The sequence below is a fragment of the Streptomyces sp. NBC_01275 genome (assembly GCF_026340655.1).
In the GTDB taxonomy this organism is placed as follows: domain Bacteria; phylum Actinomycetota; class Actinomycetes; order Streptomycetales; family Streptomycetaceae; genus Streptomyces.
Window position 1 is genome coordinate 426,990 of record NZ_JAPEOZ010000001.1, and the last position, 26,211, is coordinate 453,200.

Genomic DNA, 26,211 nt, shown 5'->3' on the forward strand with positions numbered 1-26,211 from the left:
CGCCTCATCCTTCCAGCACGGTCGGGGTGATCTGGTGGGCGGCGTCAGCGGCGGCGCACACCAGCTCGTAGTCGGCGAGTTGCACCGAGGGGCCGAAGTCGCCGAGCCGCAGGGGCCGTTCGCGCAGCGGATCGTAGTTGTCGACGGTCCCGCCGGGCTTGAGCGGCGGGAAGTGGTAGAGGGGGATCTCGGGTTTGACGGCGAGCGCGGAGAGGTAGCCGATGTCCTCCGACGGGCGCACGGCGTGGAAGAGCTCGGAGCTGAGCACATGCCGGCCGACGCGCCAGCCGTCTCCGGCCGGGCCGCCGCGCACCGGGTGGAGGAAGGCGAGGACCCGGCGCAGCACCTCCCGCCGCACTTCCTCGGGGTCGGCGCCCGCGTCGACCGCCTGCCGCCACACCACGACGTCCGCCTTCACCACGATGGGCAGATAGCGGGGCCCGTGCACCTGGAGCCGGGCGGTGAGGTCGCGGCGGGCGTCGAGCAGGGCGCGGACCGAGCGCAGGGCGTCGGGACCGGGTTCGGGCCGGGCCACGGCCGGGCCCTGGTCGGGGACGACGATGACGTTGACGCTGCCGGGTGCACGGACGATGCCGGCGAAGCTCCAGGGGTCGTCCTTCTTCCAGGCGGGCGGGGAGCCGGGGCCGTCGGCGGTCTGCAGACGCGGGCCGAGACAGCGGCTGACGCGGATGCCCGCGCTCTCCCGGGCCAGGTACTCGTAGTCGTCGGCGGTGACCGCGCGATCACGGATCTTGAGCTGTTCCGGGGCGCGGCGCAGGGTCTCCTCCACCGGCTCCTCGTCGACGCCGTCCACCGCGGCGCCCAGGTTGGTGACCCGGGTGATCCCGGCGGGCCGGGAGCCGTCGGGGGCGGTGCCGACGACCGTGATCTGCTCGGGGCCGACGTTGCCCGCGGCTCCGGCGATGACGTGCCGGTAGCTCAGCGCCCGGACCAGGCTGCCCTGCGGCGGCACGGTGCCGTGGCCCTCGCCGGTGCGGGCGTCGTGGTTGCCGAACATGATCTCGGCCGTGACGGGGTCGGCCCGGTACACCTCGCCCGGCCCTTCGGGCAGGTCGTCCACGCGTCGCCAGGTCCGCCAGTCAGGCGGGTCGCCCTGTCCCACCTGGACCACGAGATCGTCGCCTTCGGCGAACAGCGGCCGGCCGCGCAGCGCGAAGGTCTGGAAGGCCCCGCCGGTGGACTCGCCGAGCGGTTCGGGGGCGCGCAGGCCGGGTGCGGCGTGGGCGAGCGCCGAGTTGAACAGCACCCGCTCGAAGCCGACGGTCAGCGGGGTGTCGGAGGCGTTGGCGATGCGCGGCCCGGTCCAGAAGCGGGCGTCGGTGACCGTGCGGGCCGGGTCGCGGGCGGTGACCTTGCCCCAGACCGGTCCGGCCGGGCCGCCGGGCGGTGCGGTGGGGTGCTGCGCCCGCCACTCCGCGGGAAGCCGCAGCCGTACGGTGCCGTCGTGCCGTAGTCCGTCCGTGCCGTCGACGACGGCCGGTACCGCGGGCCAGTCGAACGGCTGGCCGGTGTCCCGGGCGTACACCCAGGTCACCTGGATCTTCTCGGGGACCGGCGGGTCGGCGGTCGGCGGGGCGGCGGGCGCCGGCTGATGGAAGCGCAGGCGGAGCGCCACCTCGTCGGTGACCGCCCGGTCGAAGCCCAGGCAGAGCTGGACGGTCCGCCCGGCCGGCACGGTCACCTCGTACCGGGCGGCCGGAGGGCCGGCGACGGGGGCGGTCGCGTCGTCGTACTGGGCGGTCGTCGCGCCCGTCGCCCAGGGTCCGACGAGGACGGCGGAGCTCAGGGCGGCGGGCAGGACGGTGACGTCCTCGTCGGTCTGGAAGACGACGGGCTGCTCGCCCTCCCCGGCGGCCGTCTGGGCCTGGGTCCCGGCCGGCACCCGCACCGCTCCGGCGCCCGTGGTGAAGGTCAGATGGGCGCGGGCGGGAGCGGCCGGGTCGCGGGTGATGCCGAGGAGGTTGACGAAGGCCAGGTAGTGCTTGTCCGGCACCCGGTTCAGGCGGTAGATGATCCCCTCGGCGAGCCAGGCGAACAGTTCGATGAGCGTGATCCCCAGGTCGCTGGGGTTGTGGTCGGTCCAGCCCGGCGCGTACCGGGGGATCAGGGCGCGCATCTCGGCCACCAGGTCCTCCCAGGTCCGGTCGTCGAGGTCGGGCGGGAGGATCCGCCCGCGCTGCGCTTCGTACGTCATCGTGGCTGCTCCAGGAGGAACGACAGAACGAGGTGGCCGGTCTCCCGGGTGGCGCGCAGCAGGTAGGTCACGCCGATCAGGAGGGCCGAGGCGGTGAGGTCGTTGTCGACGGTGACGTCGAGGAGTTCGATGCGGGGCTCCCACTGGCGCAGCGCCTCCTCGACGTGATGGCGGGCGAGGTGGGCGGTGGTGGCGTCGTTGGGCGCGAAGGCGAGGGACTTGAGGTTGCTGCCGAAACGGGGGCGCATGACGCGCTCGCCGTACTGGGTGCCGAGGATGATCCGGATGGACTCCTCGACCTTGCGCGCCCCGGACGACTGGGCGAGGCCCAGCGCCGCGGGTCGTACGGGGAAGGCGATGCCGTTGCCGTGGAAGGCGGCGGCCGCCGGGTCCGCTGAGGTCATGTCCGCTGCACCGCCCCTCTCATACGGCGCTCAGCCGGGTCTGGCCGGCCTGGGCCGAGGACAGCGGAAAGGTGACGGCGTTGGCGTTGACGCTGGTCCCCGCGAGGGTGTCGAGCAGGACGGGTGCGCCGCCCGCCCGCAGCTTGAGCGCCTCGCCCGCGGTGACGGCGGCGACCTTGGTGCAGGGCGGCGGCGGTGGGCTCCCGGGCGGGGCGCAGCTCTGCACCATCGCGTCGACGAGATCGCCCCGGCGCAGCACGGGATTGCCCTTGACCTTGAGTTTCGCCGTGCCGGCCAGCTTCACGGCGCCGGGCGGATGGGCACAGCCGACCGCGCCGCCGGTGGTCAGTGGGTACGCCATGGTGGTCTCCTTCGCTGCCTCGCCGTCACCCGCGTCCGGTCTCCCCCGCCGTCAGGTGACATCGACTTCCGTCGCGTTCATCGAGATCTTGGTCGCGCCTCCGGCGGCCTCCAGGCTGATCGCGCCCCCGGCCTTGATGGTCAGGTCGGTGCCCGCCTCGATGGTGATCGCGCCGGTGCGGGCGTCGAGCGTGATGGTGCTGCCCGAGCCGTCCCGGATCACCAGCTCCCCGGTGTCCAGGGTGTCGTCGAAGGTGATGCTGTGCCCGGCCCGGCTCTTGATGACCCGGATGCTGTTGCCGCCGTCGGCGTTGACGACGGGCGGGGTCTGCTGCGCCGACCACAGTCCGCCGAGGACGTACGGCCGGGCGAGGTCGCCGTGTTCGAAGGCGACCAGCACCTGGTCGCCGGGCTCGGGCAGCGCGTAGAAGCCGAAGCCGTCGCCGGTCATGGGCCGGGCGCAGGGCGCCCAGCCGCTGGTCAGCGTGGACGACAGACCCGGAAAGGACACCTTGACCCGGCCGAGCGGCACCTGCGGAGGCACGGAACGCAGTTCGTCGTTGTCCTCCACGACGCCGACGACGACCCCGTGGAACCGCTCGGGCCGGTCCGGCGCGGGCTCCTCGGTGAGCTGTTTGCGCAGCAGTCCGAGGAGGCTGGTGTGGCCGCGCTGGGTGATGGAGAAGTCCGTGGTGAAGCCGCCCGCGTCGATGCGGTGGGTGACCTTGCGCAGCCGGTACGTCCCGCTGAACCGCTTGCCGACGCCCCGGATCTCCACGTACGCGCCCGCCGTGAGCCGTGGCAGTCCGATGCACGAGCCGTCGCCCTCGTAGAGGCCCTCCAGCAGCTGGGTGAGCAGGGACCGGGCGAGGGTGGCGGCGGTGAGCGGGTCGTCGGCGCTGTGGGTGCGGTCGCCCTCGCGGACGAAGGAGGCGAGCAGGTCCAGGGCCGCGGAGCCGAGGCGTTCGGTCAGCGTCGCCACGTCGAAGTCGGCCGCGAAGGCGACGCTGTGGACGGCCTGGGCGAGCTCCTGGTCGTAGCCCCGGATCAGTTGCAGTCCGGCGAGTCCGGCCCCGGAGATGCGGGGCGAGAAACTGGACAGGTTGCGGCCCCATTCGAGGATGTGGGCGGCCGTGCGAGGGCGCGGGAAGTGGAAGTGCAGCCGGTCCCACTCGACGTACACGTCGAAGCAATACTTCTGGGCGCGCGCCTTGAGGAACGCCATGTCGCTCTCGGCCCGGGGGATGGTCTGCGGCAGGCCCGGGGTGGGGTCGACGACGGGGACGAGCCCGTTCTCCAGGGCGATGCGCGCGGCGATCAGGCCGTCGTTCATCAGCGGGTACGAGGTGGGCTCGGGCCGGCTGTGCCGCATCCGGTACGACCGGTCGTAGCCGCGCACCCGTACGGTGGGCGGGCCGTCCTGCGGGAACGACGGCTCGACGGCGGTGATCTCGCCGAGGAACGCGGGGTGCAGCTCGGCGCCGTAGCCGAGGTGGATCTCGACCGTGCGGCCGAGGTCGAGCAGGGCGGAGTCGAGCAGGGCGTTGTCGGAGTTGCGCAGCACCAGGGCGAAGCTGCCCGCGAGGTCGAGGTCGGTCTCGACGGTCAGGCTCAGCACCTGCTCGGCGATGTCGGCGGCGAGGGTGAGGCCCTGGACGCGCACCTCGAAGCGCGGCGCGTAGTACGCGGGCTCGGTCACGGGCGCCTCCCGCCGGCCGTGGGGATGATCAGGGGCAGGCCGGGCGGCAGGGCGAAGGGGTCCTCGGTGTCGTTGGCGCGGGCGATCTCGCGCCAGCGCCCCGGGTCGCCGAGGTAGTCGGCGGCGAGGCTGCTGAGGGTGTCGCCCTGGACGGCGATGTGCACGGTCGCCGCCCCCTGGAGCACCGAACGGGCCCGTGCGGCGGCCGTGTCGAGGGCGGCCGACACCGTGGGCGAGCCGATGAACAGTCCGCTGCGGACGTCGATGTCGACCCGGACGTACTCCTGGAGACGCACGGACAGCGTGCAGCGCACCGGTGTGCCGTCGGGCAGGAACATCGAGTACCGCTGCCCCGCGTCGACGAGGACGCACTCGAAGCGGAAGCCGCCCAGGGAGAACAGCAGGACGGGCGGGGCGTGGGTGAGGGGGTCCTTGTCCAGCAGGCGCACGATCGGGGCGGTACGGCGGCGCACGTCCTGGGCCGCTCCGGCCCCGGCCCCGGCTCCTGCGCCGGTGATGCCTGTGCCGTAGGCGGCGTAGGTGTCGAAGAGCAGGTCCATGGTGAGCGTGCGGGCGCGGCCCCGGACGTACTGCAGGGGCGGGCTGCCTAGGCCGGGGATGCCGATCTCGGCGAAGCTGTTGCCCTGGTCGAGCTTGAACTCCTCCGGGTTGTACATGACCGGGAAGCTCTCGCCGGTCGTGGTGTTGGTGATCAGTGCCTTGTCGAGGGGCGGCACGGTGTCATCCTCCGCGTTCGAACTCGGTGCGCAGCCGGTCGGTCAGCTCCCGCAGCACGCTCTGTTTGAGGCGCTCCAGGTCCAGCGGGGACGGCTGGGGCGGCGAGAGGGGTCCGGCGCCGGCGTCCCGGTCGGCGGGGGCGGTCGCGGGGCGGGCGGCGGGTGAACTCGCCGCGGGGGGCGAGGTGTCGGGGAAGTCGGCGGGTGTGTGGGCAGGGACGGAGGGAGCGGAGGGGGCGGAGGGGGAGCGGTCCGGGGCCGTGTGCTGCGCCGCGGCGGTGCGTTCACGGGACAGCGCCGTGGCCTCCTCCTCCGCGACCGCCGCGCCGGTCGCCCGGTGCCAGGCCGCGCCCGGTTCCAGCAGCGCCAGGACATGGCTCGCCTCGTGCACCAGCAGCGCGAAGCCCTCCGGTTCCCGGGGGCGGTACCGGCCCGAGCGGACGTGCACGTCCCGGCCGACGGTCACGGCGTCGGCGCGGTGGGCGCGGGCGAGCGCGTCGGCGGCCGGGTCGTCGTGCACCCGCAGCGCGTCGGCGGCGGGCCCGACGTGGTCCCGCAGACGGGCCCGGACGTCGGCGGGCAGGGGGCGGCCGACGGCCGGATCCGCTGCGGCCGGGGTCGTCCCGGCAGCGGGATCCGCAGAGGGGTCCGCAACGGCCCTCGCCCCGGTGGGCGGCGATGCGTGCGGACTCGTCGACCGGGGCGGTCCGCTCGGGCGCGCCCAGGGCAGGGACTGCGGGCGCCGCCCCTCCTCGGGCGGAGCCGTCTCGCTCCGCTCGTAGCGTCCCTCGAAGGCCGTCGCCCGGTCGGCCGCCCGCTCCGCCACGGCCCGCAGGGGTCCGGCCCAGGGGAAGCGCGGCGCCAGCCGGGCCGTCAGCCGCCGCCCTTGCGCGTCGAGCCGCACGCCGAGGGTGCGCGGCGCGCGGTCCTGCTCCTCCGTCATGTCAGGGCTCCTCCGTCATGTCAGGACTGCTCCGTGTCTCAGGGATCCTCCGGTTCTCAGGGCTCCTCCGCGGCCAGCTGATCGGTGATCTCCTTTACCCAGCGGCGCCGTTGGGCGTGGTCGAGGGCGAGTGTCTCGGCGAGGGTCCAGTGCACGTGTCGTCCGAGGAAGGCCACCTCCCGGTGAACCCGGTCCAGGGGGTAGCCCGTCATCCCCCCAGCGGGTCCACCTCCACCTCGTGCCGCGCACCGCACTCGGGGCACTGCACGGCGACCGCCGTCGGCGCGAGGCCGTTGACGCGGTTGTAGAGGTCCTGGAGGTGGGCCAGGTCCTCCGAGAACAGCCCCTCCACGACCCCGGGGGTGACCTCGGGCACGGTGCCGAGCCGGGTCACCACCCGGGACAGCACGACGACGATCAGATACGCGGGCCAGTTGCGCACCCGGGGATCCTTCAGCGGGTAGATCTCGTCGGCGGCCGTGGCCAGCCGCATCACCCCGCGCCGGTGCAGGGTCCCGGCGCCGTCGACATAGCCCTTGGGGAGCTCGAACTCGACCTCGGTGACCAGCGCCCCCTCGCTCACGCCCGGGTCACGCCCTCGTGCACCAGGGTCAGCGTGTCGATGGCGATGTCGCTTCCCTTGGCGTGGAACCCCGGGCCTTCCCACTTGCTGGGCCAGGCGTTGACGAAGTTCCAGCGGGCCACCTCGGTACGGCCCGCCAGGTCGTACACGACGATCGAGCCGTTCTTGCGCAGCAGCGCGCCGTCGACGACCTGCTGCCGCCAGGCCCACAGCTCGGTGGAGTCCGTCAGCCCCCACTTCAGGGTGATGTCGCCGAACGTGGTCCGGCCCGGCAGCTTGCGCACGGTGGTGTTGTCACCGCCCTCCCGGACCTCGATGACCTCGGTGGACGACCCGAGTCCGGTGCACTCGGTGAAACTGGCGCGGGCGATGCCCTCCAGCTCCACCAGGAAGTTGTAGTCGCGGAACGGATCGACGCGCTGACCGGTCTGCGGCATGCTGGCTCCTCCTTCTCCTTCTTCTCAGTGCCTGGGGCTTCTCAGCGCCTGGGGCTTCTCAATGCCTCGGGCTTCTCAATGCCTCGGGTCAGTTCTCGCTGAGCTGTGCGCCGCCGGCCGACAGCCCCAACCGCACCACCACGTGTTCGGCGGGCCTGGTCGGGGCCACCCCGACCTCGATCACGACCAGCCCCGACTCCCTTACGGCAGGCGGGTTCAGCTCCTCGTCGATCTTGACGTAGAAGGCCTCGCCGGCGGTCCGCCCGAACAGGGCGCCCGACTGCCAGACCCGGGTGAGGAACTCGGTGACCGACCGCTCCAGCCCCTTCCAGAGGGTGGTGTTGTTCGGTTCGAACACGGCCCAGCGCAGTCCCTGGAGCAGGGACGCCTCGATGTACGACACGAGCCGGCGCACGTTGATGTACCGCCAGGCGGTCTCGTCGGACAGGGTGCGTGCGCCCCAGACCAGCGGCGGCCGGCCGGCGAACCGACGGACCGCGTTGACGCCGCCCTCGTTGAGCTTGCCGTGCTCGGTGTCGTTGAGCGCGTACGCCAGGTCCAGCGCGCCGCGCAGCGGTTCGTTGGCGGGCGCCTTGTGCACCCCGCGCCGGTCCTCGCTGCGGGCGATGACCCCGGCGACGTGCCCGGAGGGCGGGACGGTGAGCAGGCCGGGCTTGTCGGCCGGGGCCAGCGGGTCGCTGACCACGATCCACGGCCAGTACAGGGCGGCGTAGGCCCCGTCGGACGAGACGAGCCCGCTGCGCTGGGTCTGGAGGACGCCGTCGAGCTTGAGCGGGTTCGAGTCCTGGGCGCCGTCGAGAACGGCGAACCGGTCGCGCAACCGGGCACAGTGCCCGACCAGCTCCTTCTGCGCCGCCGGCTCCACCACTCCGGGCAGGCATACGATGCCGATCCCGGGCTGCCGTTCGAGCTGGTCAAGGGCGGTGGCGAGGCCGCCCGCGGTGTCCTTGACGGGGACGATGTGGGCGAGGGCGCCGCCGTTCTCGAAGAAACCGCGCACGGCGTGCGGCAGGTTGAGGCCCGCCTTGTGGCCGTCGAACGCGTCGGTGTACGCGGTCCAGCTGGTGACGGGCACCGGCTTGCCCAGCTGCGCGTCGGGCGGCGGCTTGGCCACGATGCCGATGAACGCCGCCGCGCCGGTCCCCGCGCCGGTGATCGGACCGGCCGCGGTGTCCTCCTCGATGTGGACGCCCGGGGTCTTGTCCGCGTAGTTCAGCACCCGCTCCTCCTCTTCCTTCTCTTCGTTCTCTTCGTTCTGCTCGTTCTCTTCGTTCTCGGCTTCGTCGCGTTCGGCTTCGTCGCGTTCGGCTTCGCACGGGTCACCGCAAGCGCGTCTTCACCTGGACCTCCTTGGTCGGCGGATAGACGTCGGGCTCCTCCGCCAGGAGGGCGTCCACGGTGACGACGAGCGTGAGCGCGGGCCGGGGCGGCACCCCGAGCGCCGTCCAGAACTGGCCCGAGCCCGTTCCGTCCTCCGCCCGGCCCCACTGCGCGGGCACGGCGTGCAGCTGCGGCGGGTGGGTGAGTCCGCCGCGCAGGTGGCGCTCCTCGATCACCGGGAAGCCGCTGAGCCACAGCAGGGCGAGGCCCAGCAGCCGGTGCTCCTCTTCGGCCTTCAGACCGCCGGCCAGCGCCGACCAGACGGTGACGAGGTAGGAGCAGTCCACCCGCAGGGGCGGACGCCGGTGGACGAACCCGCCGCCCGTGGTGCGTTCCACCAGGGGGCTCTGGTCCCGCAGGTCCAGGTTCTCGTGCAGCGCGTGCAGGAACAGGTTCACCGTGGGCTGCGGCGGGCGGAAGTCCTTGTCGGGCGTGGCGAAGCTGATGTCGGCCGCGCGCAGCGCGGGCGGGGCCGCGGGGTCGTCGAGCAGCGCGGCGAGCGTGGCGTCCAGGTCCTGAAACATGTGCGGCTCACCTCGTTCGGGTCGGCTCGGGCGGCTGCGGCTGCGGGTCCAGGTGCTCAGCGCTCATGCGGGCTCCCGGTCGGGGGCGCGAGTCTGCCCAGGGCCCGGTACTCGCGTCCGACTCCGGCGAGCAGGTGCGCCGAGCCGATGCGGGCGCCCTCGGCGGCGGCGAGGTAGGCGGCGTGCAGGGCCGCGTTGCGGATGGCGCCGCCGGCCAGCCGATGGTCGGCGGCGAGCGCGTCGAGGTCGACGGCCGGGTCCAGGGGTGCCTCCTCGGGGAGGCTGACGCGCCAGATCCGGCGGCGCTCGGGCTCCTCGGGAAGCGGGAAGTCGACGACGAAGTGCAGCCGGCGGGTGAAGGCCTCGTCGAGGTGACCGCGCAGGTTCGTGGCCAGCAGCGCGATGCCGTCGTGGCGCTCCATCCGCTGGAGCAGGTAGGCGACCTCGGTGTTCGCGTAGCGGTCGTGCGCGTCGTGCACCTCGGAGCGCTTGCCGAAGAGGGCGTCGGCCTCGTCGAAGAAGAGGACGGCGTCGATGTCGTCGGCGGCGGTGAAGACGCGCTCCAGGTTCTTCTCCGTCTCGCCGACGTACTTGCTGACCACCGCGGACAGGTCCACGGCGTACAGGTCCAGGCCGAGTTCCGCCGCGATCACCTCGGCGGCCAGCGACTTTCCGGTGCCGGGCGGTCCCGCGAACAGGGCGGTGACGCCCCGGGCGCCGCCGGTCCGGCGCTCGAAGCACCACTCGTCCAGGACACGCTGCCGGTGCACGACCCGGTCGCCCAACTGCCGTAACTGGGACAGCGGTTCGTCGGGCAGCACCAGGTCCGACCAGCCACGACGGGGCTCGACACGGCGGGCGAGTCCGTCGAGGACGCCGGCGCCCTGCGCGCGGGCGGCGGCGAACAGGGCGGAGTGCAGGGCGACTTCGCCGGAAGGACCGGAGGAGTCGGCGGGGTCGGCGGGGTCGTCCGTGGCGGCGAGGGCCGTCACCACGGCGTTCTCGATCTGGTCGGGACCCAGGCGGAACCGCCCGGCCAGCGCGTTGAGTTCGCCGTCCCCGGTGCGCGTCCCGTGCGCGGCGAGGGCGGCCTCCCATGCGGCGCGCCGACTCGCCGCGTCGAGCCGTGCGCAGGGCACGGACCGCACCGCGAGCGGCCGCCCCGGCGCGGGCGTCCAGGGCCGGCCGCCGACGAGGACGACGACCCCGTCGTGGGCGGCGAGCCGCTCGGTCAGCTCCGGCCGTCCGGCGACGGAGTCGACGTCCTCCAGACAGGGCAGCGCGCCGTGCAGCAGGGCTTCGCGCAGCACGAGGGCGAGCAGGTCCCCGAGGGCCTCGCGGTCGTCGGGGCCGTCGGAGAGCCGCCCGAGGTCGACGCCCAGGAGAGGAACGTCGAGCGCGGCGGCGAGCGCGGCGGCGGCCCGTCTCCGGCCGCTTCCCCGGGGACCGTGCAGATGCAGTCGCAAAGGGCGAAGGCCCCAGGCCGCACGGGCCGGTGCGAGCAGCCGGGGGTCGGCCGCGCCGACGGCCGCGGTGTCGGCGGTCGGCGTCCACAGCCGGCAGTGGGGTGCGAGCCGGCGGTCGAGTCCGCTCTGGCCGAGGAGGACGTCCACGATCTGCGGATCGGGCACCAGGACGTGGGCGAGCAGCGGCGGCGCAACGGCATGCGGTCCGGCCGGCACGAGCTCCAGCACCCGCGCGGCCGTCAACGGCGCGTCCACGGCGAACCGGCCCCGGGCGGCCAGGCGTTCACGCGGCCCGTCGGTCAGCAGATCGAGCGCCAGCCCGACCGTCGGCCGCCGCCGCCCGACGTCGTCCTGCACATACGCGAACATCCGCTCGTACCGCAGATCCACCTCGGGCGCGAGCGCCAGCAGTACGACGTCCAGCTCGAACTCCGTCAGCCCGTACGCCCCGCGCAGCCACCCCCACCCGTCGTCCCCGGCACAGATGTCACCCCAGCCCGGCACCTCACCCACAGCCTCACCGTCCGCCGCAGCCTCACCCGCACCGGTCAGACCGGCCTCGCGGAGGGCGCGGCGGAGGAGGGCGTCGAGGCGGGCCAGGGCGGGGAGGCGGAGCGGGTCGCCGTGCTCCGTAGAGTGTCGTGCGGGCGCCGTCGTCATCGTTGCCTCTTGGGCGGCTTGCGGAGGTGGTGCGGCACGGGCTTCGCGGAGTACGGCTTGTCGGGGATCAGGCCATGCTCGACGAACATCTCGTCCTGGAGCCGCGCTTTGAGGGTCGCCTTACGGGCGGGTGTCATATGGGGGGCCTGGTCGATGGCGGCGGCCACCGCGTCGTACACCTCCTGGGGCGTCACGCTTCCGCGTTTCACCCACTCCCTCTGCGCCGACTTCCAGGGGCCGTCGAGGCTGCGGTGCTTGGCCTGGTCCCACGGCTTCGCCCACTTCTCCCCGGGCAGCAGCGGATCGTTCCCGAAGAAGGTGAGGGCGTCGTCCGGGTTGTAGTCCGGCACGCTCTTCCACCCCTCCGACTGGGGGTGGAGGTGCAGTGCCTGCGACTTGCTCAGGTCCACCGTCGCGTGCTCGGTTCCCATCGCGCTGCGATACGCCGCTCGTGCCCGCGTGCCGTTGCGGTACGCGAAGAACTCGAGCATCTCGGAGGACTCCGGCAGTGTCGTCGCGCCCTCCCCCTTCAGCCAGGTCACGAAGTCCTCGAACTCGTCGTCGGGAGTGCGGGGGCCGCCGCCCGGGCGGGCGGCGGGGCCGGATCGGCCCGGCGCCGCCGTGGCCCCCGCCTTCCCGCTCCCGGCTGCCTTCGGACCGGCCGTCCGCCGTGTCCCGGCCGGAACGGGCTTGTTGGGCACGACCTTGTCGGACACGGTTTTACTGGGCACGGTCTTGTTGGGCACAGCCTTGTTGGTCCCTGCCTTGGGCGGTCGGCCACCGCCTGCCGCCGACGCCCGGACCTCGCCCGGTCGTGCCGGGGCAGGGCCGGGGCCGTCCGTGCCGGTCGCTGCGAGGACCGCGTCCTCCTCCGCGTGGACCGCCGCGACGTGCGGGATCTCGTCCGGGAGCCGGGGCTGGTGCGGGGCCGGGAGATGGCTCACCTCGCTCCCGCCCTTGGGGAGGGCGTCCAGCTTGGCCCGTTGGGTGCGGCTGAGCTCGGACACGGGCGGGGGCGTCGCGCGTTTGAGGGGCAGCACCTTCGCGCCGGGCCGGGCCGCGGGGGCCGGCGCGGGTGTCGCGGGAGCGGGTTTCAGTGGGGCGGGCGTGGGGGTCGTGGACGCGAGCTCGGGAGCCGCCGGGGCCGGCGAAGGAGTCGCGGGCTTGGGAGCCGCCGGGGCCGGCGAAGGAGTCGCGGGCTTGGGAGTCGCCGGGGCCGGTGCGGGTGCCGGACCCGGCGGGTGTGCCGTCGGGCCGTGTTCCGCGAGCCGCTCGCCGGCCGTCGCCGCTCCGTGCGTCGCCGCAGCCTCGACCCCACGCCCGGCGATCCCGAGCACCCGCCGCAGGAACCCGATGAGCCGCTCGCACACCTTCATGAGCGGCCCGAGCAGCCGCTGCAAGGGCTTCGCCCTGAGTACGACCCCGGCTACCGCCGCGATCGCCTCCTCCACGGCGGTCACGGCCGCGCCCAGCACCGCGACGCCCTCGCCGACCCGGCCGAGCAGCCCGCCGAAGCGGCCGAGGGTCCCGGCGAGTTTGCTGATGACGTTGCCGACGCCGACGCTGAAGAGGGCCAGCAACAGGTTGCTCACGATCGCGCCCACCGCGTGACCGACGTCGTATCCGGTCCGTGAGTGGGGGGTGGTGAGCTGGGCGTCGACGGCGCGGCTCGCCTTGCCGACGCCGAAGCTGACGGGGCCGCTGAGTTCGGCGGCGGTGTGCGTGCCGAGGATCTGGCCGAGGGTCTCGGGCCCCTTCGGCTGCCCCGGCAGCCCGCCGCCCGCCTCCTTGTCGCCTGCCTCGCCCTTGTCGCCTGCCTCGCCCTTGCCGCTTTCCTCGGCCGAGCCCTTGCCGGTGACGAGCGCCGCCAGGGTCCGTGCGGCGTTGCGGCCGATCTCCGCGGCCGCCTGCTCGGTCGCGGGCCCCTGGTCCTCGATCAGCTGGTAGATCTCGCGGGGGCTGGTCAGCCACAGGGTGGTGAGCATGCCCGGCAGCTCGTCCGCCCTGGCCCGCAGGTCGCGTTCCAGTTGCAGGGCCTCCGCGGCCAGCCCGGCCCCGGCCTGGCCGGCGCGCGTCAGCACACCGGCCGCGATCAGGGGGAGTTGCTCAGCCGTCGCGGTCAGCATCAGCAGATCGGTGGCGGGGCTGACGAAGCCGGCCGCCACCCCGAGGCCGTATCCGCGGCCGAACTCCCTGGCGTTGGCCGGCACCAGGAACTCCGCGACCTTCGCCTTCAGTGCGGCGACGCCCTGCCCGGCTCCCGCCTCGGCCTCCCGGCGCAGCTGGGCGAGGAAGGAGCGCAGGGCGCCGGCCAGCATGCGGTGCGCGAGCCCGTCGGCGGCGAACCCTCCGGCGACGAGATCGATCATCGCGTCCCCGAAGAATCCGAGCGAGTCCGGTCCCGGTCCCGGGGCCCGCCGCCCGTCCTGGGGCGCCCCCTCCTTGGCCTGCCCGTCCTTGGGTTCCCCGTCCTTGGGCTGCCGGGCGATCCCCACCGCGGTGCCCGCCGTACTCCCCGCGCCTCCGGCGAAGGACCCCGCCGTCCTCGCGCCGCCCCCCGCCGTCCTCGCGCCGCCCCCCGCCGCCATCGCGTCGGCCGCCCGCTCGGCGGAGCGCCCGCCCGCCGGTGCGGGCCCGCCGCGGGCCTGTTGCACGGTGTGCGCCAGTTCGTGGGCGAGCAGCGCGCGGCCCGACGTGTCGCCGGGGCTGTACTCGCCGGCTCCGAAGACGATGTCCTGGTCCACGGTGAAGGCCTTGGCGTGCTGTCGGTCGGCCGCCGCTGCCGCGGCGCCGTCGGTGTGCAACCGGACCCGGGACAGGTCGGCGCCCAGCCTGGCCTCCATCGCCAGCCGGACGGCCGGATCGAGTGGACGGCCCGCGGTCAGGTCGCAGCCCGCCTCGGTCTCGGCCGAGCGTCGGTCCGCCGCAGTCCGGGCGCCGTCGGCGCGGGCCGGTGCGGCACCGTCTCTCATCGCTTTCGCGGCTCTCGCGCGCGCGGCGGTCATGGCCGCGCCCCCGCGGTCGCACCGCAGTCCTCGGTCACCGAACCCCCCGTTGCGCGTAGTGACCGTCGTCGCTGTCGCTAGGAGAGTCCCGGACAGGCCGTACGCAAACAAGTGTCGTACTGAAAATTCGACCTTTCAGATGACCTGCCGAACTCATATCCACCGGGCCTACACCCGAGCAAGGAGGGGGACATTTCACGATCTATGCGATAAATCACTGATCGCCTTATGCTGTTACCGGGAGAGCTCGGGCAGTCGACAGCCGGCTCTGTGCCGGCGGGAAAGCGGGCTTCCATGGCTGAGCGATTCAAAAGATTGGGCTTGATCGGCGAGGTGTCGGCCGAGTTCGCCGGCACCATGATTCTCATCCTCTTCGGCTGTGGCGTGGTGGCCCAGGTCGTCGCCGGCGGAGCGCTCACCACGCCCCCGGGCGGCCTCGGAAACCACGACAGCATCGCCTGGGCCTGGGGCATCGGCGTCACCATGGGCGTCTACGTCGCCGCGCGGCTGAGCGGCGCCCACCTCAATCCGGCGGTGACCGTCGCCCTGGCCACGTTCAAGGGGTTCCCCTGGAGCAAGGTGGCGCCCTACGCGCTGGCGCAGACCGCCGGCGCCTTCGTGGCGGCCCTCATCGTGCGCTGGAACTACACCGAGGCCCTGGCCAAGGCCGACCCGGGGCACACCATCAAGACCCAGGGCGTCTTCTCCACGCTCCCCGCCAACGGCAATCCGAACCTGCCGGTCCACGAGTGGGGCGCGTTCCGCGACCAGGTCATCGGCACGGCCATCCTGCTGCTGCTGATCCTGGCGGTCACGGATCTGCTGAACACCCCGCCGGGCGCCAACCTGGCCCCGTTCATCGTCGGCCTGATCGTCGTGGGCATCGGCATGGCCTGGGGCACCAACGCGGGCTACGCGATCAACCCGGCCCGTGACTTCGGACCCCGGCTGGCGAGCTTCTTCACGGGCTACGGCACAGCATGGCGAGATCAGTACGGCAACCTCTACTTCTGGGTGCCGATCATCGGTCCCCTGGTCGGCGGCCTGTTGGGCGCCGGGCTGTACAAGGCCTTCATCGGTCGGTTCCTGCCGACGGCGGAGCCGGAGCCTGCGGGACGCATCGCGCCCCCCGAGGACTGACACCCACTACAGAGGCGGCAACCCATGGCTGACTTCGTCGGCGCGGTGGACCAAGGCACCACCAGCACCCGATTCATGATCTTCGACCACGCGGGCAACGAGGTGGCGAAGCACCAACTGGAGCACGCGCAGATCCTCCCGCGCTCCGGGTGGGTCGAGCACGACCCGGTGGAGATCTGGGAGCGCACCAACTCGGTGATGCAGAACGCCCTGCGGCACGGGAACCTGGCGCCGGAGGACCTGGCGGCGATCGGCATCACGAATCAGCGGGAGACCACCGTCGTATGGGATCCGCGCAACGGACGCCCTTACTACAACGCCATCGTCTGGCAGGACACCCGCACCGACTCCATCGCCGCGGCCCTGGAACGCTCAGGCCAGGGCGACGTCATCCGCCGCAAGGCGGGACTGCCGCCGGCGACGTACTTCTCCGGCGGCAAGATCCAGTGGATCCTGGAGAACGTCGACGGCGTCCGCGAGGCCGCCGAGCAGGGACACGCGGTCTTCGGCAACACGGACTGCTGGGTCCTGTGGAACCTCACCGGCGGCCCCGACGGCGGCATCCACGCCACCGACGTGACCAACGCCAGCCGCACCATGCTGATGGACCTGGAGACCCTCGACTGGGACGACGAACTGCTGGGCTTCTTCGGCATCCCCCGGCGCATGCTCCCCAAGATCAACCCCTCGTCCCACGCCGAGGCGTACGGGGTCACCCGTACCTCCCGCCCGCTGCGGGCCGCCATCCCCATCGCCGGGGTGCTCGGCGACCAGCAGGCGGCCACGGTCGGCCAGGTCTGCTACGCGCCGGGCGAGGCCAAGAACACCTACGGCACCGGCAACTTCCTGGTCCTCAACACCGGTACGGAGCTGGTGCGTTCGCAGAACGGGCTGCTCACCACGGTGGCCTACCAGTTCGGCGACAGCCCGGCGATCTACGCCCTGGAGGGCTCCATCGCGGTCACCGGGTCCGCGGTGCAGTGGCTGCGGGACCAGTTGAAGATCATCAGCGACGCGGCCGAGAGCGAGACGCTGGCCCGTACCGTCGAGGACAACGGCGGGATGTACTTCGTCCCGGCCTTCTCGGGCCTGTTCGCCCCGTACTGGCGTTCCGACGCACGCGGCGCGATCGTCGGTCTCGCCCGCTACAACGACAACGGGCATCTCGCCCGCGCGACCCTGGAAGCCATCTGCTACCAGAGCCGCGACGTCGTCGAGGCGATGGAGCAGGACTCCGGCGTCCACCTGGACGTGCTGAAGGTCGACGGCGGCGTGACCGCCAACGACCTGTGCATGCAGATCCAGGCCGATGTGCTCGGCGTGCCGGTGAGCCGCCCGGTCGTCGCCGAGACCACCGCGCTCGGCGCCGCCTACGCGGCGGGGCTGGCCACCGGCTTCTGGCGCGACACCGACGAACTGCGCACCCACTGGCAGGAGTCCAAGCGCTGGGAGCCCCAGTGGTCCGAGGAACAGCGGGCCGAGGGGTACGCGGGCTGGAAGAAGGCGGTGGAGCGCACGCTCGACTGGGCCACCGTCGAGTAACAGCCATTCATCGGAGGAATGACGGCAAAGCGGCTTTAGAGACAGTACCGGACAGTACTGACACCTGGCGGCCGGGGCGACGGAGAACATCCGTCGCCCCGGCTGCATGTGTGCGCGCAACTCGTCGGTGACGACCTCTTGTCAGTGCGCGCAACGCCGCCGTAACGTCCTCAGCATTCGAGATACATCGGAGGAATCACCGCCTCGCGCGGCTCACAGCCCTGGCTAAGGAGAGAACCCGGCCATGAAGCTCGCTCGCACCCGTTCCACCGCCGCAGCAGTCGGCGCCGTCGTCGCGGCCCTCACCCTCCTCACCGCGTGCAACCGGGACAGCTCGGGCTCGGGCGGGTCGGGCGGCGACAGCCCCGCCATCGGGATCGACCTGCCCCGCGCCGACTCGGACTTCTGGAACTCCTACGCCGAATACCTGAAGAAGGACATCAAGACCGACGCGGTCAACGCGCTGCCGCTGAGCAACTCGCAGAACGACATCACCAAACTGGTCGCCAACGTCCAGGTGTTCGAGAACACGGGCGCCAAGGCCGTCGTCATGGCCCCGCAGGACACCGGCGCCATCGCCTCCACCCTCGACACCCTCGCCTCGAAGAAGATCCCCGTGGTGAGCGTCGACACCCGCCCCGACAAGGGCGACGTCTACATGGTCGTACGCGCCGACAACCGGGCGTACGGCACCAAGGCCTGCGAGTTCCTCGGCAAGCAGCTCGGCGGCACGGGCAAGGTCGCCGAGCTGCAGGGGGCGTTGGACTCCATCAACGGGCGCGACCGCTCGGAGGCCTTCGCACAGTGCATGAAGGAGAAGTTCCCGAAGATCCAGGTGTTCGAGCTGCCCACCGACTGGAAGGGCGACGTGGCCTCCGCCAAGCTCCAGAGCCTGCTGGCCCAGCATCCCGACCTCAACGGCGTCTACATGCAGGCGGGCGGCGTCTTCCTGCAGCCGACGCTGGCCCTGCTGGAGCAGAAGGGACTGCTCAAGCCGGCCGGCCAGAAGGGGCACATCTCGATCATCTCCAACGACGGCATCCCGCAGGAGTTCGAAGCGATCCGCAAGGGCCAGATCGACGCCACCGTCTCCCAGCCCGCCGACCTCTACGCCAAGTACGCGCTGTACTACGCCCAGGCGGCGGCCGACGGCAAGACCTTCGAGCCCGGCAAGACGGACCACGACTCCACGATCATCAAGATCCCGAACGGCCTCGAGGACCAGCTGCCGGCGCCGCTGGTGACGAAGGACAACGTGGACGACAAGACCCTGTGGGGCAACAACGTCGGCCAGTGACCGACCTGATCACCCCTCCTCCTCGTCCGCACCCCCTCGTCCCCTCCCCACGAAGGACGGTATCCCGCATGGCGGAGACCGCGTCCGCGCCGGCGCACGGCGGCGGCAGCCCGGCCCCGGTGGCCGAGGCCATCGGAGTCGGCAAACGGTTCGGCGCGACCGTGGCGCTGCGCGACGCCCGGATCGCCGTCGCCGCCGGTGAGTCGCACGCCCTGGTGGGCCGCAACGGAGCCGGCAAGTCGACGCTCGTGTCCCTGCTGACCGGACTCCAGCGGCCCGACACCGGCGCCGTGCGCTTCTCGGGCGAACCGGCCCCGGCCGTCGGCGACATCGACGCCTGGCGCTCCCGGGTCGCCTGCGTCTATCAACGGTCCACCATCATCCAGGACTTGACCGTCGCGGAGAACCTCTTCCTCAACCGGCAGAGCGCGGGCCCCCTGCAGCCCATCCGCTGGAAGCAACTGCGCCGACGGGCCGAGGAACTCCTCGGCGAGTACGGCGTGGACGTCGATCCCACCGCCCGGGCGAGGGAACTCACGGTGGAGCAGCGGCAGTTCGTGGAGATCGCCCGCGCGCTGTCGTTCGGCGCACGCTTCATCGTCCTGGACGAGCCGACCGCGAAGCTCGACGCCCGCGGCATCGGCCGACTCTTCGACAAACTCCACGACCTACGGCGGCAGGGCGTCGCCTTCCTCTTCATCTCCCACCACCTCCAGGAGGTGTACGACCTCTGCACCACCGTCACCGTCTACCGTGACGCGACCCATGTCCTCACCGCGCCCGTCGCCGAGGTGGGTCACCAGGCCCTGGTGGAGGCCATGACCGGAGAGACCGCTTCCCCCACCGGCAGTTCCCTCGGCGGCGCTTCGCTCGGCGACAGCTCTGCCGCCGCACCGGCCGAGGTCCGGGAACTCCTGACGATCGAGGGCCTCACCCTTCCCGGCGCCTGCCGTGATCTGTCGCTGGCGGTCCGTTCCGGCGAGGTCGTCGGGCTCGCCGGAGCGGCGGCCAGCGGCAATGTGCGGGTGGGGGAGGCCGTGGCCGGTCTGCACCGCGCCGAGGCGGGCCGGATCTCGGTCGGCGGCCGCGGTGTCCGCACGGGCAGCGTCCCGTCGGCGCTCGCCGCCGGCGTCGGGCTGGTCCCGGAGGACCGCCATCTCCAGGGGCTGGTCAACAACCGCAGTGTGGCGGAGAACGCGACGCTCACCGTCACCGGCCAACTCGGGCCGTTCGGCACGGTGTTGCCCTCCCGGACCAGGGTCTTCGCGCAGCGCATGATCCGGGATCTCGACATCAAGACCCCGGGGGCGGGCACCCCCGTGTCCGCGCTGTCCGGCGGCAACCAGCAGAAGGTCGTGGTCGCGCGGGCGCTGGCCACCGACCCCCGGGTCCTGGTGGCCGTCCGCCCCACCAACGGGGTGGACGTCCGTTCCAAGGAGTTCCTGCTGCGCCGTATCCGCCAGGTCGCGGACGGCGGGAAGGCCGCGCTGATCGTCTCCGACGAGCTGGACGACCTGAGGGGGTGCGACCGGGTCGTCGTCATGTTCCACGGCCGGGTGGTCGCCGAGTTCGCCCCCGGCTGGCGGGACGAGCAGATGGTCGCCGCCATGGAGGGCGTGGCCGGCCGGGCCGACGCATCCGACACCGACGAGCACGGAAGGTAGTCATGTCCGCCACCACAGATGTCACCGACCCGGGAGCGGGCACGGCGCAGAAGCCCGCCGCCGAGGGCGCCCGGCGGAGGCTCGACCTCGGCCGCTTCCGTGAGCTGTCGCTGATCCCGGCCATCCTGGTCCTGGGGCTGATCGGGTTCATCGTCTCGCCGGCCTTCCTGACCTCGGACAACCTGATCGGCGTGGCCCAGCAGTCCACCGAGCTGAGCCTGCTGGTCCTCGCCACCGCGCTGATCCTGATCTGCGGACGGATGGACCTGTCCCTGGAGTCGACCATCGGCGTGGCTCCGGTCATCGCCGTCTGGCTGGTCCTGCCCACCAGCGGCGCGCGGTTCACCGGCCTCGGGCTGTTCCCGGAGTGGACGGCCGTGCCGCTCTGTCTGCTGGTCGGCGTGGCGATCGGGGCCGTCAACGGGTTCCTGATCCTGAAGCTGCGCCTGAACGGCTTCATCGTCACCCTCGGCATGCTCACCATGCTGCGCGGGCTCCAGGTCGCACTCTCCGAGGGCCAGTCCATCGTCGAACTGCCGTCCTCCTTCACCTACTTGGGCAAGGCGTCATGGTGGGGCGCGCCCGCCGCGATCTGGATCTGCGTGGTGCTGTTCGCCCTCGGCAGCGCCGCCCTGGCCTGGCTGCGGCACGGCCGGGCACTGTACGCGATCGGCGGCAACGCGGAGGCGGCGCGCACGGCAGGCATCCGGGTGGACCGGATCGTGTGGGCGGTCCTGATCATCGGCAGTCTGCTGGCCGCGTTCGCCGGCATCCTCTACAGCGGTCACTACGGCTCGATCTCCGCCACCCAGGGCAGCGGCTGGATCTTCCAGGTCTTCGCCGCGACCGTGATCGGCGGGGTCAGCCTCAACGGCGGCAAGGGCTCCGTGTTCGGCGCGCTGACCGGTGTGCTGACGCTCCAGCTCGTGGTCAACGTGATGACGCTGGCGGGTGTGCCGCCGTTGTGGAACCAGTTCCTCAACGGCGCGATCATCATCGTCGCGCTGATCATCTCCCGCTTCGCGTCCGGCGAGAAGCAGGAGTAGCGCCAGGAGCGGAACCAGGAGCGACCGCAGGAGCGGAACCGGGAGTCGAATCGGCAGCAGTCGGGCAGAGAGGCACGCTCGTGGCAGTGACGGACGAGGCCATGGACAAGATCAAGGCGATGATCGTGGCCGGCGACCTCGCGCCGGGCTCGCGGCTGCCCAAGGAGGAGATCCTCGCCGGACAGCTCGGACTGTCCCGCAGTTCGCTGCGCGAGGCGGTGCGGGCGCTGACCGCCATGCGGATCCTGGTGACCCGCCAGGGGGACGGCACGTACGTGTCCAGTCTGGAGCCCCATCTCCTGCTGGAGGCGCTGTCCTTCGCCTCGGACGTCTCGCAGGGGCAGACGGCCCTGCAACTGCTCGAGGTGCGCCGGCTGCTCGAACCCCAGGCGACGGGGCTGGCCGCCACGCTGCTCGACGCGGAGGACCTCCAGGAGCTGGGCGCCATCCTGGAGCGGTCCCGGTCCGCCGCGACGGTCGAGGAGTTCGTCGGCCACGACATCGCGTTCCATCTGCGGATCGTCGAGGCGGTCGGCAATCCGGTGCTGTCCATGCTGCTGCGCGTGCTGTCCACCCGCACCCAGCGGGTCCGCATCGTCCGGGGCACCCGGACCCAGCGGGCCGTGGAGCACGCCCACCGGGAGCACGACGAGATTCTCCGCGCACTGCGGTCCCGCGACGCGCAGTTGGCGGTCTCCACCGCCACGGTCCACATCGCGGCGGTGGAGCAGTGGCTGGCGGCCGGCCTCGTCGGGGATCCCCTCGGCGCACTCGACGGCTGACGGTGACGGCTGACGGCTGACGGCTGACGGCTGACGGCTGACGGCTTCCCGATCGGGTGCCCGGTCCGTCAGGACACGCCCTTCTTGGCGGCCGCGAGGATGGCTACGAGGGTGTGGAAGAAGCGCGTCGTCGCGTCATGTCCCAGGTGCCGCTGGAAGCCCTTGGCGGCGGGGGGCCGCCCCTTGATCAGGTACCAGACCACGAAGGCCTCGTAGGGACTGGCGCCGATGATCTCCATGTCCTTCTTCGGGGACAGCAGCGGCAGCTCCAGCGCCGGATCGATCCGCTCGGTCGTGAACACCACGCAGCAGCGCATGCCCTCGGTGACGGTGACGTCCTTGAACGGGTCGAGCGCGATCAGCGCCTCCACCTCGGGGATCGTGCGCAGGCAGACCGCCACGTCGTAGCCGAGGGCTTCCCGGAGACCGGCGCCGATCGTGTCGGCGAGCACCTTCCGGTCCTCTTCGTCGGTCTCGAAGAAGACGTTCCCGCTCTGGATGTGGCTGCGGACGGAGTCGAAGCCCATGTCACGGAACAGCCCTCGCAGATGGTCCATCTTCACCGAGCGGCCGGGGACGTTGATGCCTCGCAGGAATGCGATGTAGAGCAAGACGATCACCCTATCCGTGGGGAGCCCGGGTCCTGGACCGCGCCAGTCTAGCGACACCCCTGCGCGACTTTGAGTCGATAAGACCCATATATCCCCAGGGGGATTTATCGCCGCAGGCGCGTTCCGAACTCTTGACGCCCGCGTTATGGCTGCGCAGGCATGACTGCGCAGCCATAAGGCGCGCCTGACATCATTGAGCTAGACGCCGAGCTTGCTGCCGGGCTCGACCCCGGGCTCGATCGAACGGCCACCGGGAGACGCCATGACGCGAGGAACAGGGCGGGGCGGGAGTTCCGCCGCGCCGCGCAGTATGGACGTGGCCCGGCTGGCCGGGGTCTCCCAGAAGACGGTGTCCCGGGTCTTCAACGACGAGCCGTACGTCTCCGCCGACGTCCGCCGGCGCGTCCTGGAGGCCGCCGAACAGCTCGGCTACCGGCGCAACAACGCCGCTCGAGCCCTGGCCTCGGGACGGACCCGCTCCATCGGCGTGGTCACCCTGGGCACCGCCCTGTACGGGCCCGCCTCGCTGCTCATGGGCGTCGAGCGGGCCGTCCGGGACACGGGCTACGCGCTCCGCGTGGTCAACACCATGGAGGGCGACCCGGCGGGTCTCGCCGGCGCCGTGGACTCGCTCCTCGACCAGGGCGTGGACGGCATCGTCGTCTCCGAGCCGATCGACGAGGAGGGCACGGGGGCAGAAGGACAGGCCCCCCTCCGGGTCGACGTACCCGTCCTCGTCCTCGGCGCGCCCTCCCCGGTCTCCGCGCCCCTGGTGCTGACCGCGGGGGTCGGAGCCGACCTGATGGCCCGCTCGGCGACCGCGCACCTGCTGGATCTGGGTCATCTGACGGTCCATCATCTGGCCGGTCCGCAACGGTGGTACGCCGCCCGGGACCGGCTGGAGGGCTGGCGGGCGACGCTGATCGAACGGGGCAGCACCGTGCCCACGGTCGTCGAGGGCGACTGGTCGGCCGCTTCCGGCTACCGCGCGGGACGCGTGCTGGCCGAGGACGGTGACGTCACGGCGGTCTTCGCCGCCAACGACGACATGGCGATCGGTCTGATCCGGGCGCTGTCGGAGGCCGGACGGCGGGTGCCTGAGGACGTCAGCGTCGTCGGCTTCGACGACGTCCCGGTCGCCGCCTATGTGACGCCTCCCCTCACCACGGTGCCCCAGCCGTTCGACGCCGTGGCGCAGGAGGGACTCAAGCGTCTCGTGCACGCGATCGAGAACCCGGACGCAGATCCCTTGCCGTCCAGCGACCCACCGGTCGACCTCGCCGTTCGCGCCTCCACCGCACCACCGCCGGCCCGGACGACCCCGGCCGGCGGACGGCACACCGCCTCCCCCACCCGCGGAGGCACGCACAGTACGTCGTCGAGCCCGTCGTCACGCCGGTCGTCGAGCCCTTCGTCGCATCCGCCGTCGAGCGCGTCGTCGTCGAACGGAGGCTCCGCCCCTCGCCCCTGAACCCCACCGATCAGCCCGGACGCAGCACCCATGAACGGGCGCCTGATCCTCCTTCGAGCCGCTGCACCTATCACGCCCGCGCCCACCGCCCGCTGTGCTCAGGGCAACGCCGGGCCGCCCCTGAGCACAGGGGCCCTGAGCCAGGTCGTCGCACCTGGCGCCGATCGAGAACCCGTACCTGACCGGCGCGACCGCCGGAGCGCAGCCGACCCTTCGGACCGCACTCACAGACGGTCCACAGGACTGAGAGCTCGTCGAGTGGGCGTGCACGGGGCGTGCGGTCGCCGTCCCGTGGTCGTTCAACGCGCCGACTGACCGAAAAACAGTGCAACCTTTGGGCTAACCAGAATGTCTCACCTGATATCCGGCACTCCTACTCTTCGGGGGACATCATGGTACGAAGCAGCGCCGTCTGGGTGACCGCAGCCCTCATGACCGCCACGTTGGGCGTGGCCGCGGTTCCGGCCGTGGCCGCGCCGGTCGCCGCCGCGCAGGCCGTCGCCTGCCCCACCGGCTGGGGCAGCCTCGACAAGACATACCTCTCCAGCACCTCGACGCCCGTGACCAACGTCAGGACCGGCCGCCACGACTGCTACGACCGGCTCGTCATCGACGTGCCCGGCGCGGCCGGCGACGACCTCGGCTACTCCGTCGGGTACGTCGACACGCTGTACCAGGACGGTTCCGGCCGGGTCATCCCGGTCGGCGGCGGAGCCATCCTGGAAGTACGGGTGAACGCCCCCTCCTACGACCCGGAGACCGGCGCCTCCACCTACCCCGGCCGGGCCGGACAGCCCCTGCCCGGCGTGAACCTCACCGGGTATCTCACCTTCCGCGACACCCGGTTCGCCAGCAGCTTCGAGGGCCAGACACAGCTCGGGCTCGGCGTGCGCGCCCGGCTGCCCTTCCGGGTACTGCGTCTGGACGGCCACCTGGTCGTGGACGTCGCCCACAGCTGGACGGCCACCCGCTGAGGGGGTGCCGCCCGAGCGAGCGCCGGCCGAGCGAGCGCCGGGTCGGTCGTCGTCGGCTCACCCGGCGAGTCCGGCCCGGTCGCAGGCAGCGCGCAGCTCCCGCGCGCAGATCCGGTCGACGGTGAACACGCCGTCCTTCACCAGGGTCGATTTGATGGTGTCGAGGGTCACCGCGCTGGGGGTGAGCAGGACGGCCGGGACCCGCCGGGCGGTGGGGCTGTCGATCGTCGTGGTGGCGGTGTCGCGGGCGTCCCCGCCGCGCCCCACGGCGACCGCCATGGCGGCGACCGCCGCGGCCTCCTGCCGGAAGGACTTGTACACGGTCATGTACTGCTCGCCGTTGACGAGGCGCCGTACGGCGTCGAGGTCGGCGTCCTGGCCGGTGACGGGCGGAAGGTCCGTGACGCCGGCGGCCTTGAGCGCGGAGACGGCGCCCGCGGCGATGGAGTCGTTGGCCGCCAGGACGCCGTCGATCCCGTCGGGGCCCAGGGCGGCGATGGCGGCGGACATGGCGACGTGGGCGTTCTGCGTGCTCCAGTCCTGGACGTCGTACGACCTGCCGATGCGCACCTTGCCCGCGATGACGGACAGGGTGCCGTTGCGGTACCAGGCCGCGTTGGGGCTGGTCGGGTCGCCGTTCAGCATGACGACGGTGCCCACGCGCCCGGGGTTCGCCGCGTCCATGGCGCGCAGCAGCCCCTCGCCCTGGAGTCTGCCGACCTGTCGGCCGTCGAAGCCGACGAAGCCGGCGATCGGGCCTTCGGCGAGCCGGTCGTAGGCGACCACGGGGACGCCCGCCCGGCGCGCCTCCTGGATCGAGGAGCGCAGCGCCCTGGTGTCGGCGGCGTCCAGGATCAGGACCTCGGCCCCTTTGGTGATCATCGTGACCATCTGCTGCCGCTGTCGCGTCGCGTCGTTCTCGGCGTTGGCGTACTCCAGCGTGCAGGCGGGACAGCGCTTCTTCAGCTGCTCCTCGATGAGCGGCCGGTCCGCGTGCTCCCAGCGGGGGACCGCGCGGCTCGGGAGCAGCAGGCCGACGGTGAAGCCGTCCGCGTCCTTCCCGTGGTCCGCCCCGCAGGCGGCCAGGGGCAGCGCCAGGAGCGCCGCGGCGAGCGCGGCGAGGACGCGTCCGCGTCGCCGCATGCGTCCGAAGGCCGGTCCGGAGGCCGGTCCGGAGGCCGGTCCGGAGGCCGGTCCGGAGGCCGGTCCGGAGGCCGGTCCGGAGGCCGGTCCGGAGGCCGGTCCGGAGG

Annotated in this window: 23 protein-coding genes; 8 read left to right on the forward strand and 15 right to left on the reverse strand. The window is 72.4% G+C overall.

Annotated features, from left to right (window positions below; genetic code table 11):
• Window positions 1-4: 4 nt before the first annotated feature.
• The 13 genes from OG562_RS01845 to OG562_RS01905 form a co-directional block, all read right to left on the reverse strand.
• Window positions 5-2,215 carry a putative baseplate assembly protein gene (locus tag OG562_RS01845; RefSeq protein WP_266392811.1) on the reverse strand — a complete coding sequence of 737 codons (2,211 nt, stop codon included), beginning with the start codon at window positions 2,213-2,215 and terminating at the stop codon, window positions 5-7.
• On the reverse strand, window positions 2,212-2,619 hold the full coding sequence (locus tag OG562_RS01850; protein ID WP_266392814.1) for a GPW/gp25 family protein: 408 nt from the start codon (window positions 2,617-2,619) through the stop codon (window positions 2,212-2,214). Before OG562_RS01850 ends, OG562_RS01845 begins: the two co-directional genes overlap by 4 nt.
• 19 nt (window positions 2,620-2,638) lie before the next feature.
• Entirely contained in the window at window positions 2,639-2,980 is a 342-nt protein-coding gene (locus tag OG562_RS01855; RefSeq protein ID WP_266392817.1) for a hypothetical protein, read from the reverse strand.
• A gap of 51 nt (window positions 2,981-3,031) precedes the next feature.
• On the reverse strand, window positions 3,032-4,678 hold the full coding sequence (locus OG562_RS01860) for a phage baseplate assembly protein V (RefSeq protein WP_266392820.1): 1,647 nt from the start codon (window positions 4,676-4,678) through the stop codon (window positions 3,032-3,034).
• The gene (locus OG562_RS01865) at window positions 4,675-5,415 is read right to left on the reverse strand and encodes a LysM peptidoglycan-binding domain-containing protein (RefSeq protein ID WP_266392823.1); all 741 of its coding nucleotides are present in this window, start codon (window positions 5,413-5,415) and stop codon (window positions 4,675-4,677) included. Before OG562_RS01865 ends, OG562_RS01860 begins: the two co-directional genes overlap by 4 nt.
• A gap of 4 nt (window positions 5,416-5,419) precedes the next feature.
• The gene (locus OG562_RS01870; RefSeq protein WP_266392826.1) at window positions 5,420-6,358 is read right to left on the reverse strand and encodes a DUF4157 domain-containing protein; all 939 of its coding nucleotides are present in this window, start codon (window positions 6,356-6,358) and stop codon (window positions 5,420-5,422) included.
• Between the two features lie 56 nt (window positions 6,359-6,414).
• Window positions 6,415-6,570 (reverse strand): DUF6760 family protein, encoded by a 156-nt coding sequence (locus OG562_RS01875; RefSeq protein ID WP_266392829.1) that lies wholly within the window; start codon window positions 6,568-6,570, stop codon window positions 6,415-6,417.
• Window positions 6,567-6,941, reverse strand: coding sequence for a hypothetical protein (locus OG562_RS01880; protein ID WP_266392830.1), 375 nt, complete (start codon window positions 6,939-6,941; stop codon window positions 6,567-6,569). The genes OG562_RS01875 and OG562_RS01880 overlap by 4 nt, the downstream gene beginning before the upstream one ends.
• The gene (locus tag OG562_RS01885) at window positions 6,938-7,378 is read right to left on the reverse strand and encodes a phage tail protein (RefSeq protein WP_266392831.1); all 441 of its coding nucleotides are present in this window, start codon (window positions 7,376-7,378) and stop codon (window positions 6,938-6,940) included. Before OG562_RS01885 ends, OG562_RS01880 begins: the two co-directional genes overlap by 4 nt.
• A gap of 88 nt (window positions 7,379-7,466) precedes the next feature.
• Window positions 7,467-8,618, reverse strand: a complete 1,152-nt coding sequence (locus OG562_RS01890) for a phage tail sheath subtilisin-like domain-containing protein (protein ID WP_266392834.1) — start codon at window positions 8,616-8,618, stop codon at window positions 7,467-7,469.
• Between the two features lie 100 nt (window positions 8,619-8,718).
• Complete coding sequence (locus OG562_RS01895) at window positions 8,719-9,303, reverse strand: Pvc16 family protein (protein WP_266392837.1); 585 nt, start codon at window positions 9,301-9,303, stop codon at window positions 8,719-8,721.
• A 56-nt stretch (window positions 9,304-9,359) separates the two neighbouring features.
• Window positions 9,360-11,429, reverse strand: a complete 2,070-nt coding sequence (locus OG562_RS01900; protein ID WP_266392840.1) for an ATP-binding protein — start codon at window positions 11,427-11,429, stop codon at window positions 9,360-9,362.
• Window positions 11,426-14,401 (reverse strand): DUF4157 domain-containing protein, encoded by a 2,976-nt coding sequence (locus OG562_RS01905; protein ID WP_266392843.1) that lies wholly within the window; start codon window positions 14,399-14,401, stop codon window positions 11,426-11,428. The genes OG562_RS01900 and OG562_RS01905 overlap by 4 nt, the downstream gene beginning before the upstream one ends.
• 327 nt (window positions 14,402-14,728) lie before the next feature.
• On the opposite strand from OG562_RS01905, the gene OG562_RS01910 reads away from it, so the two are divergent.
• The 6 genes from OG562_RS01910 to OG562_RS01935 all read left to right on the forward strand — a co-directional run bounded on the left by OG562_RS01910 (window position 14,729) and on the right by OG562_RS01935 (window position 21,905).
• Window positions 14,729-15,574 (forward strand): MIP/aquaporin family protein, encoded by an 846-nt coding sequence (locus OG562_RS01910; RefSeq protein ID WP_266392852.1) that lies wholly within the window; start codon window positions 14,729-14,731, stop codon window positions 15,572-15,574.
• 24 nt (window positions 15,575-15,598) lie between these two features.
• Window positions 15,599-17,116, forward strand: a complete 1,518-nt coding sequence (gene glpK, locus OG562_RS01915; protein WP_266392855.1) for a glycerol kinase GlpK — start codon at window positions 15,599-15,601, stop codon at window positions 17,114-17,116.
• Window positions 17,117-17,360: 244 nt separating this feature from the next.
• On the forward strand, window positions 17,361-18,413 hold the full coding sequence (locus OG562_RS01920) for a sugar ABC transporter substrate-binding protein (protein WP_266392858.1): 1,053 nt from the start codon (window positions 17,361-17,363) through the stop codon (window positions 18,411-18,413).
• Between the two features lie 68 nt (window positions 18,414-18,481).
• On the forward strand, window positions 18,482-20,077 hold the full coding sequence (locus OG562_RS01925; RefSeq protein ID WP_266392861.1) for a sugar ABC transporter ATP-binding protein: 1,596 nt from the start codon (window positions 18,482-18,484) through the stop codon (window positions 20,075-20,077).
• A 2-nt stretch (window positions 20,078-20,079) separates the two neighbouring features.
• On the forward strand, window positions 20,080-21,123 hold the full coding sequence (locus OG562_RS01930; protein ID WP_266392863.1) for an ABC transporter permease: 1,044 nt from the start codon (window positions 20,080-20,082) through the stop codon (window positions 21,121-21,123).
• Between the two features lie 80 nt (window positions 21,124-21,203).
• Window positions 21,204-21,905, forward strand: coding sequence for a FadR/GntR family transcriptional regulator (locus OG562_RS01935; RefSeq protein WP_266392865.1), 702 nt, complete (start codon window positions 21,204-21,206; stop codon window positions 21,903-21,905).
• Between the two features lie 68 nt (window positions 21,906-21,973).
• Here OG562_RS01935 and OG562_RS01940 read toward each other — a convergent pair whose 3' ends face one another.
• Entirely contained in the window at window positions 21,974-22,516 is a 543-nt protein-coding gene (locus tag OG562_RS01940) for a DUF1697 domain-containing protein (RefSeq protein WP_266392867.1), read from the reverse strand.
• A gap of 262 nt (window positions 22,517-22,778) precedes the next feature.
• Here OG562_RS01940 and OG562_RS01945 point away from each other — a divergent pair, with 262 nt between their 5' ends.
• Both OG562_RS01945 and OG562_RS01950 read left to right on the forward strand, forming a co-directional pair.
• Window positions 22,779-23,987 carry a LacI family DNA-binding transcriptional regulator gene (locus tag OG562_RS01945; RefSeq protein WP_323187464.1) on the forward strand — a complete coding sequence of 403 codons (1,209 nt, stop codon included), beginning with the start codon at window positions 22,779-22,781 and terminating at the stop codon, window positions 23,985-23,987.
• A gap of 431 nt (window positions 23,988-24,418) precedes the next feature.
• The gene (locus tag OG562_RS01950) at window positions 24,419-24,961 is read left to right on the forward strand and encodes a hypothetical protein (protein ID WP_266392870.1); all 543 of its coding nucleotides are present in this window, start codon (window positions 24,419-24,421) and stop codon (window positions 24,959-24,961) included.
• Window positions 24,962-25,018: 57 nt separating this feature from the next.
• Here the strand turns inward: OG562_RS01950 and OG562_RS01955 are convergent, their stop codons facing one another.
• Complete coding sequence (locus OG562_RS01955; RefSeq protein ID WP_266408946.1) at window positions 25,019-26,104, reverse strand: sugar ABC transporter substrate-binding protein; 1,086 nt, start codon at window positions 26,102-26,104, stop codon at window positions 25,019-25,021.
• Between the last annotated feature and the right edge of the window lie 107 nt (window positions 26,105-26,211).

What these genes read in the sequence shown, in the direction of transcription:
- OG562_RS01950 (WP_266392870.1), top strand. Translation starts at nt 24,419, where the DNA reads ATGACCGCCACGTTGGGCGTGGCCGCGGTTCCGGCCGTGGCCGCGCCG.
- OG562_RS01930 (WP_266392863.1), top strand. Translation starts at nt 20,080, where the DNA reads ATGTCCGCCACCACAGATGTCACCGACCCGGGAGCGGGCACGGCGCAG.
- OG562_RS01870 (WP_266392826.1), bottom strand. Translation starts at nt 6,358, where the DNA reads ATGACGGAGGAGCAGGACCGCGCGCCGCGCACCCTCGGCGTGCGGCTC.
- OG562_RS01900 (WP_266392840.1), bottom strand. Translation starts at nt 11,429, where the DNA reads ATGACGACGGCGCCCGCACGACACTCTACGGAGCACGGCGACCCGCTC.
- OG562_RS01945 (WP_323187464.1), top strand. Translation starts at nt 22,779, where the DNA reads ATGACGCGAGGAACAGGGCGGGGCGGGAGTTCCGCCGCGCCGCGCAGT.
- OG562_RS01910 (WP_266392852.1), top strand. Translation starts at nt 14,729, where the DNA reads ATGGCTGAGCGATTCAAAAGATTGGGCTTGATCGGCGAGGTGTCGGCC.
- OG562_RS01885 (WP_266392831.1), bottom strand. Translation starts at nt 7,378, where the DNA reads ATGCCGCAGACCGGTCAGCGCGTCGATCCGTTCCGCGACTACAACTTC.
- OG562_RS01855 (WP_266392817.1), bottom strand. Translation starts at nt 2,980, where the DNA reads ATGGCGTACCCACTGACCACCGGCGGCGCGGTCGGCTGTGCCCATCCG.
- glpK (WP_266392855.1), top strand. Translation starts at nt 15,599, where the DNA reads ATGGCTGACTTCGTCGGCGCGGTGGACCAAGGCACCACCAGCACCCGA.
- OG562_RS01905 (WP_266392843.1), bottom strand. Translation starts at nt 14,401, where the DNA reads ATGAGAGACGGTGCCGCACCGGCCCGCGCCGACGGCGCCCGGACTGCG.
- OG562_RS01920 (WP_266392858.1), top strand. Translation starts at nt 17,361, where the DNA reads ATGAAGCTCGCTCGCACCCGTTCCACCGCCGCAGCAGTCGGCGCCGTC.
- OG562_RS01925 (WP_266392861.1), top strand. Translation starts at nt 18,482, where the DNA reads ATGGCGGAGACCGCGTCCGCGCCGGCGCACGGCGGCGGCAGCCCGGCC.
- OG562_RS01955 (WP_266408946.1), bottom strand. Translation starts at nt 26,104, where the DNA reads ATGCGGCGACGCGGACGCGTCCTCGCCGCGCTCGCCGCGGCGCTCCTG.
- OG562_RS01845 (WP_266392811.1), bottom strand. Translation starts at nt 2,215, where the DNA reads ATGACGTACGAAGCGCAGCGCGGGCGGATCCTCCCGCCCGACCTCGAC.
- OG562_RS01850 (WP_266392814.1), bottom strand. Translation starts at nt 2,619, where the DNA reads ATGACCTCAGCGGACCCGGCGGCCGCCGCCTTCCACGGCAACGGCATC.
- OG562_RS01875 (WP_266392829.1), bottom strand. Translation starts at nt 6,570, where the DNA reads ATGACGGGCTACCCCCTGGACCGGGTTCACCGGGAGGTGGCCTTCCTC.
- OG562_RS01895 (WP_266392837.1), bottom strand. Translation starts at nt 9,303, where the DNA reads ATGTTTCAGGACCTGGACGCCACGCTCGCCGCGCTGCTCGACGACCCC.